A 243-nucleotide genomic window follows, 5' to 3' on the forward strand; every position below is an offset into this window, starting at 1 on the left:
CTCGCGCCATCACACCATAAACAGACAGCATGACATTTCATCGGGAAAGACAATGAGCGAAGAACCAGTAGACACCGCCGAAAAGGACGATAGCCGCCACAACGAGAGAATGGCGAAGAAGAAGGCGGCGCGTGACAAGATCATGGCCACCAAGACGGATCAGAAGGGCCTGATCATCGTCCACACAGGCAAAGGCAAGGGCAAGTCGTCCTCCGCCTTTGGGATGATCTTCCGCCATATTGC

The 243-nt window shown here is 54.3% G+C and carries 1 protein-coding gene; it reads left to right on the top strand.

Translation table 11 applies throughout. From position 1 onward, the window contains the following. Nucleotides 1-52: 52 nt before the first annotated feature. A partial coding sequence (locus SB764_RS43925; RefSeq protein ID WP_410867302.1) for a cob(I)yrinic acid a,c-diamide adenosyltransferase occupies nucleotides 53-243 on the top strand: 191 nt, incomplete at its 3' end.

This window comes from Paraburkholderia sp. SIMBA_027, assembly GCF_046535315.1.
Classification (GTDB): domain Bacteria; phylum Pseudomonadota; class Gammaproteobacteria; order Burkholderiales; family Burkholderiaceae; genus Paraburkholderia; species Paraburkholderia tropica.